Source organism: Janthinobacterium sp. ROICE36 (genome assembly GCF_002869965.1).
In the GTDB taxonomy this organism is placed as follows: Bacteria; Pseudomonadota; Gammaproteobacteria; order Burkholderiales; family Burkholderiaceae_D; genus Janthinobacterium.
Map to the genome: position 1 here is coordinate 1 of NZ_PEBS01000134.1, position 6,905 is coordinate 6,905.

5 protein-coding genes are annotated in these 6,905 nt (G+C 62.8%); all 5 read right to left on the reverse strand.

All coding sequences use genetic code 11. The features are described from left to right. The coding region (locus CSZ94_RS26650) for a CoA-acylating methylmalonate-semialdehyde dehydrogenase (RefSeq protein WP_102124259.1) at nt 1–1,451 on the reverse strand (1,451 nt) is incomplete at its 3' end. A gap of 10 nt (nt 1,452–1,461) precedes the next feature. Beyond that, nucleotides 1,462–2,259 carry a 5-deoxy-glucuronate isomerase gene (gene iolB, locus CSZ94_RS26655; protein WP_102124260.1) on the reverse strand — a complete coding sequence of 266 codons (798 nt, stop codon included), beginning with the start codon at nt 2,257–2,259 and terminating at the stop codon, nt 1,462–1,464. Continuing rightward, nucleotides 2,256–3,170: a myo-inosose-2 dehydratase gene (iolE, locus tag CSZ94_RS26660; RefSeq protein WP_102124261.1), complete on the reverse strand. Its 915-nt coding sequence runs from the start codon at nt 3,168–3,170 to the stop codon at nt 2,256–2,258. The genes iolB and iolE overlap by 4 nt, the downstream gene beginning before the upstream one ends. A gap of 1 nt (nt 3,171) precedes the next feature. Continuing rightward, on the reverse strand, nt 3,172–5,001 hold the full coding sequence (iolD, locus tag CSZ94_RS26665; RefSeq protein ID WP_102124262.1) for a 3D-(3,5/4)-trihydroxycyclohexane-1,2-dione acylhydrolase (decyclizing): 1,830 nt from the start codon (nt 4,999–5,001) through the stop codon (nt 3,172–3,174). Further along, nucleotides 4,998–6,905 (reverse strand): bifunctional 5-dehydro-2-deoxygluconokinase/5-dehydro-2-deoxyphosphogluconate aldolase (locus CSZ94_RS26670; protein WP_102124263.1); only part of this gene is annotated, 1,908 nt, incomplete at its 5' end. The genes CSZ94_RS26670 and iolD, both read right to left, overlap by 4 nt.

The following is a 6,905-nucleotide window of genomic DNA, read 5'->3' on the forward strand; positions in this document are numbered from 1 at the left end:
GGCCAGCGCTGCGTGACGGCCTTCTGCTTGGTGTAGAAACGCACCGATTCCGGGCCATGCGCGTGGTGGTCGCCAAACAGGCTGCGCTTCCAGCCACCGAAGCTGTGGAAAGCCATCGGCACGGGAATCGGCACATTCACGCCCACCATGCCCACCTGCACGCGGTGCGCGTATTCGCGCGCCGTGTTGCCGTCGCACGTGTAAATCGCCGTGCCGTTGCCGTATTCGTGGGCGTTGACGAGGTCCAGCGCGGTGGCGAAATCAGGCACGCGCACGATGCACAGCACGGGGCCGAAAATTTCTTCCTTGTAAATCGTCATTTCCGGCGTCACATGGTCGAACAGGCTGCCGCCGAGGAAAAAGCCGCTTTCATGGCCGGGCAAGACGAAACCGCGTCCGTCGGCCAGCAGCTTGGCGCCTTCGTTGACGCCCGTGGCGATGTAGCCGGCAATTTTGTCCTTGTGCACTTGCGTCACCACGGGGCCCATTTCCGCCGACAAATCCATGCCTTGCGTGATTTTCAAGGCGGCGATACGGGGCAGCAGCGCTTCGACCAGTTGATCGGCCACATTGCCCACCGCGACAACGACAGAAATGGCCATGCAGCGCTCGCCGGCCGAGCCGAAGGCTGCGCCCATCAGGGCATCCACCGTCTGGGGAATATCCGCGTCCGGCATGACGACCATGTGGTTTTTCGCGCCGCCCAGCGCCTGCACGCGCTTGCCCTGTGCGCAGCCGGTGGCGTAGATGTACTCGGCAATCGGCGTGGAGCCGACAAAGCTGACGGCGCGCACGTCCGGGTGATGCAATAGCCCATCCACAGCCTCTTTATCTCCCTGGACCACGTTGAAGACACCGTCGGGCAAGCCCGCATCCGTCAACAGCTGCGCCAGCAGCAGGCTGGCCGATGGGTCGCGCTCCGACGGTTTGAGTACGAACGTATTGCCGCAGGCAATCGCCATGGGGAACATCCACATGGGCACCATCACGGGGAAATTGAAGGGCGTGATGCCGACGCACACGCCGAGCGCCTGGCGTATCGACCAGGCATCGATGCCGCCGGCCACCTGTTCCGAATATTCTCCCTTCATCAACTGCGGGATGCCACAGGCAAACTCCACCACTTCGATGCCGCGCGTCACTTCCCCTCTGGCATCCGTCAACACCTTGCCGTGCTCGGCCGTAATCAGGGCCGCCAATTGATCCGCATGTTCTTCCAGCAATTCCTTGAACTTGAACATGACTCTGGCGCGGCGCAGGGGCGAGGTGTGCGACCAGGCGGGAAAGGCCGCGTGGGCGGCGGCCACGGCCGCATTCAGTTCGCTCGGCGTGGCCAGCGCCACCTTGGCCGTGACGGCGCCAGTGGCGGGATTGAAGACCTCGCTCGTGCGCTCGGAGCGCGACGCCATGGGGTTGCCACCAATAAAGTGGCCGATCTGTTGCGTTGTCATCTGGAATCCTCTATTTGGTATTCATCAGCCATTCATGGGCCGGGTCGTTTTTAAAATGCCACACGCGTTTCGGGCCGGCCATCACGTTCAGGTAATAGCCGTCATAGCCATACGGCACGGTGACGGGGTGGTAACCCCTGGGCACCATCACCACGTCGTGGTTTTCCACGGCCATGGCTTCATCGATGGAACGGTCATCCGTATAGACTCTTTGATACGCAAAGCCTTGCTCCGGGTTCAAGCGGTGGTAATACGTTTCTTCCAGCGAACTTTCCAACGGCACATTGTCGCTGTCGTGCTTGTGCGGCGGATAGCTCGACGAGTGGCCGGACGGCGTCACCACCTCCACCACCAGCAAGCCATCGGCCTCTGCTGTCTGCGGCAGGATGTCGCACACATAACGGGTATTGGCCCCCTTGCCGCGCACGGAACGCGTCATGCTGGCCGGTTCGATCAGGCGCGCCGGCCGATGCGTGGAGGCCGGGGCGCTGCACAGCGCCACTTCCGCAGCGCTCACGGCCGTGATGCTGACCGTGGTTTCCAATGGGACATACACGGCATACGGCGAGCAATCCTCGAAGACGCTTTGACGGTTGCCGATCTCGCGCCATGCCTGTTCACCGGCCTGCACGGTGACCGTGCCCGTCAGCACGACGATGCACAATTCGCGGCTGCCCGTCTCCAGACTGATGTGCTCGCCGGCAGCCAGGCGGTGGGCGGCAAAGCCCACATGCGTCCAGCCAGCCGACTCGGGCGTGACTTCCACGATGGTCGAGCCAGGCCGGGCCTTGACCAGCAGCGGGCTCATGCCGCCTCCCGTTTCAAGCGGGGAATGGCCTCGACGAGCTTGGCCAGGTAATCGTGGCCCATCTTCGCGTACTGGTAACTGGGCGCGACGGCCGGGTCTTGCTCCGCTTCCACCACCAGCCAGCCCTCGTAGCCATGCAGATAAAGCCGCGTCAGAATGGCCGGGAAGTCGATGCTGCCATCGCCGGGTACGCTGAAAGCGCCATTGATGACGGCCTGCAAGAAACTCCAGTGGCCATTGCGGGCCAGTTTCACCACGTTGGGACGCACATCCTTGCAATGCACATGGCAAATCCTGTCGATATGTTGATTCAGCACCGCCAGCGCATCGCCGCCGGCAAACGTGATATGCCCCGTGTCGAACAGCAAGCCCACTTCCGGCCCTGTCAAGGCCATCAATTGATCCACGTCGGCCGGAGTTTCCACGTAGGCGCCCATGTGATGGTGGTAGGCAAGCCGCACGCCCTTATCGAGCAAGTGCTTGGCAAAGGCCGTCAATTTTTCCGCATAGGCCTGCCATTGCTGCTGCGTCTGGAAACGGGGACGCTTATACAGGGGGCGCGCTTCGCCCTGGATGGCGTCGGCCACTTCGCCGTAGACCATGACGGTCGCACCGCTGTCGGCCAGCAGACGCAAATGCGAGGCCACGGAAGCGATCTCTTCTTCCACCGAGCGGTGCGCCAGCCGGCCCGAATACCAGCCGGAAATACATGCCAAGCCATACTTGCCCAGCACGGCGTTCAGGGCCGGAGCATCCTTGGGAAACTTGTTGCCCAGCTCGAAACCCACGTAGCCGATCTCGGCGCCTTCCTTGAGGGCGGTCTCCAGCGGCGTCTCGCCGCCCAGGCTCGGCAAATCGTCGTTCATCCACGAGATCGGGTTGATGCCGATCTTGACATTCCAAGTATTCATCTCAGTTCCTTTGTTTCAGGCGATCGGTTTCATAACGGGCACGTGCCGCTTGCACGCCGGCTTGCGTCGACACTTCAGGCACGGCCACTTCCCACCAGCAACCGCCCTCGGCGGTCGTGCGTGTGTCGTCCGTATTGATGCAGATCAGATACGTGCGGGAAGCTGCCCGGCCGCGCAGCATGGCTTGCTCCAGTTCGGCGATATTGCCCACATGTTCGGACAGCGCACCCAGCGACTGCGCGTGCAGGGCGAAGTCGATGCGGGGTGCGCTGTCGGGCAACATATTGTTGAACGCGGCATTGCCACACGCCTGCTGCAATCGGTTGATGCAGCCGTAGCCACGGTTGTCGAGCACGACGATGATGAGCTTTTTGTCCAGCATGACGGAGGTGGCAATTTCCGAATTCATCATCAGGTAGCTGCCATCACCCACCATGACGATGACTTCCGATGCCGGTTTCGCCATCTTGACGCCCAGGCCACCGGCGATTTCATAGCCCATGCACGAGTAGCCGTATTCCATGTGGTAGCCGCCCGGTGTTTCCGTGCGCCACAGCTTGTGCAGCTCGGCTGGCAAGGTGCCTGCCGCGCAGACGACGATGTCGCGGCGGGTGGAATCCTTAGATGAACGCTGCACGGCGCCGATGACTTCGCCGTCGTAGGGCAAGCCGGCCACGGCGCGCTGGCCCGTGATGCTGTTGACCGTCTCGCGCCACGCTTTCCCTGCCTGCTGCGCGCGGTCCAGCCAGTGGCCTGCGCTATTCCAGGTACTCAGCAGCCGCGACAGTCCCTGCAAACCGAGTGTCGCGTCCGCCTGCAGGCCCAGGCCACGGCGTTTCAAGGCGTCAAAGGCATTCACGTTCAGGCTGAGCAGTTGCGCTTGCGCAAACAGGGAGTTCGAGCCCGTCGTGAAATCCTGCAAGCGCGTGCCGATGGCCAGCACCACGTCCGCCTCCGCCGCCAGGCTGTTCGCGGCAGGCGAACCCGTCACGCCGATGGCGCCCAGCTGCAAAGGGTGGTCCCATGGCAAGGCACTCTTGCCCGCCTGGGTTTCCGCCACGGGGATGCCATGGCGTTCGGCAAAGGCCTGCAAGGTGGCGCTGGCCTTGCCGTACAGCACGCCGCCACCGGCCAGTATCAGCGGCTGTTTCGCCTTTTTCAACAGCAGCGCCGCTTCTTCCAGTTCGGATTCCACCGGCGGCACGGCGCGGAAACGCACGATGCGCGGCGCGAAAAAATCGGCTGGATAATCGTAGGCCATCGTTTGCACGTCTTGCGGCAGGGACAAGGTGACGGGGCCACAGGCGGCTGGGTCCGTCAAGGCGGCAATGGCGCGTGGCAAGGCGGTCAGCAATTGCTCTGGATAGACGATGCGGTCAAAGTAACGCGACAGCGGCTTGAAGGCATCGTTGACCGACACGCTGCCGTCGATGGCGTCTTCCAGCTGCTGCAGCACCGGGTCCGGCGCGCGCGAGACGAACACGTCGCCGGGCAAGAGCAATACCGGCAAGCGATTGACGTGCGCCAGGGCGGCGGCCGTCAGCAAGTTGGTGGCGCCGGGGCCGATGGAACTGGTGACAGCCATCATGCGCCGGCGCATGTGGGCTTTCGCATAGGCAATGGCCGCGTGCGCCATCGCCTGTTCATTGTGGGCGCGGTAGGTGGGAAAGCTGTCGCGGTACTGGTACAGCGCTTCGCCCAGGCCCGCCACATTGCCGTGGCCAAAGATGGCAAAGGCGCCACCGAACAAAGCCTGGCCATCCTCGGTGCGCAGGGCCGACAGATAACGCACCAGCGCCTGCGCCATGGTCAAACGGATCGCGGCGCTCATGCTGCACGCTCCAGACGCTTGCGGGTGCGCTGCCACAAGCTGATGAGCTGCTCGAAGTTGGCGCGCACGGCGGCGATCAGGCCCGCATCGTCGAGCTCACCGGCCAGCCAGCGGCGGCTCGGTTCCTGGAAGATGGTGCGGCCTACCATAAAGCCGCGGCAAGTGGTGCTGGCACTGGCTTCTTCGAAACTGGCAGCCAGTTTTTCGATCGGAGCGTTCAAGCCCAGCAAGACGACGCCACGGCAATATGGATCGCGCTCGTGCACGAGGGCATCGATGGCTTGCCATTGCTTTGCCGACATGCTTTCCAGCTTCCACCATTCGGGGTAAATGCCGAGGTTGTACAGGCGCTTGACGGCGCGCAAGACGGTATCGTCGCCCTGCGGCAAGGCGTCCGAGGGTATGACTTCCAGCAACAGTTCGTGACCGCTCACTTGCGCCGCCTCATACAGGGCCTTGATTTGTGCTTCCTGTTCCAGCCGGTTTCCCACGGCATCGTCCGGGTGCAGCTGCACCAGGCATTTGATCACGTGTTCCTTGGGCCAGCTGAGCAAATGCGAGCCGATGGAGCGGCCCCAGTCGAATTGCAGCGGGTTCGATCCCGGCAATTCCACGGGACGCCCTATCCACCAGCCCCGCCCCGTCGCATCGTTGAGCGCGTCGACGCCATAGCGGCCATCGATCAGCACGCCCGTCTTGCCGGACAATTGCAAGGCCGTTTCCGTCTGCGCCACGGCTTGCACCATCAATTGCTTCAAGGCTAAGATACGCGATTCGGACGCGCCCGTTTGTTGCGCCAGCTCAAAGAATTGCGTGCGGTGGTCAAACGCAAACACGCACAATTCATCCCATTGCTGGCGCGCCACCGTCGTGCGGTGCAAGCGGGACAAGGTGGCGTCCTGGTCCGGCTGTGTCAGCTTGGCCGCGTTGGCCAGGAAATAGTCAAGTTCCACGGGCGACGGCATGGCCGGCGCGCAGCCGTGGCGTGACACGACCAGCGCGCCGCAACCATTTGCGTAGCGGCAGCACGCCTCGTAATCCTCACCGCGCAGCCAGCCTTTTAAAAAGCCGGACAAAAAAGCGTCGCCCGCGCCCAGCACGTTCAACACTTCCACGCGCACGCCACGGTAGTGATACGCGGCGTCGAGGCTGTGCGGCACCACATTGTCGATGATGGCGCTGCCCAGCGGACCCCGCTTGACGACCAGGGTGGCCAGGGTGGCGGCCCGCACGGCGCGCAGAGACGCCATGATATCGGCGCCGCCACCGGCAATCATGAATTCCTCTTCCGTGCCGACGATCAGGTCGAACTGCGGCAGGATCGCCTGCAGGTGGCGCGTCACGCTATCGTTGGACACGAAACGCGTTTCGCCATCGGCCTTGCCCGACAAGCCCCACAGCACGGGCCGGTAATCGATGTCGAGCACGGTGCGTACGTTGTTGGCACGCGCCAATGTCAAGGCCTGCATGCTGACGGCGTGCATGGCAGCCGTGGAAAAATGCGTGCCGGTGATCAACAGCGCCTTGCTCGAGGCAATGAAAGCCGCATCCACCGACGCCGCGTCGATGGCCATGTCGGCGCAATTTTCACGGTAGAAAATCAAGGGAAAGGTGTTTTTATCCTTGATGCCCAGCATCACCAGCGCCGTCAAACGGTCGTGGTCGATGCCGACATGGCTGACGTCGCAACCTTCCTTCGACAAGGTATCGGTCAAGAAACGGCCCATGTGGTCGTCGCCCACTGTCGACAGCATGGCCGACTTCAAACCCAGCCTGGCCGTGCCGAAGGCGATATTCGCCGACGAGCCGCCCAGGTACTTGGCGAAACTCGTCGCGTCTTCCAGGATGCTGCCGATTTGCTGCGCGTACAGGTCCACCGCCAGGCGGCCCAGGCAGATCACGTC

Coding starts and splice junctions, on each gene's coding strand:
- iolB (WP_102124260.1), bottom strand. CDS start 2,259: ATGAGCCCGCTGCTGGTCAAGGCCCGGCCTGGCTCGACCATCGTGGAA.
- iolE (WP_102124261.1), bottom strand. CDS start 3,170: ATGAATACTTGGAATGTCAAGATCGGCATCAACCCGATCTCGTGGATG.
- iolD (WP_102124262.1), bottom strand. CDS start 5,001: ATGAGCGCCGCGATCCGTTTGACCATGGCGCAGGCGCTGGTGCGTTAT.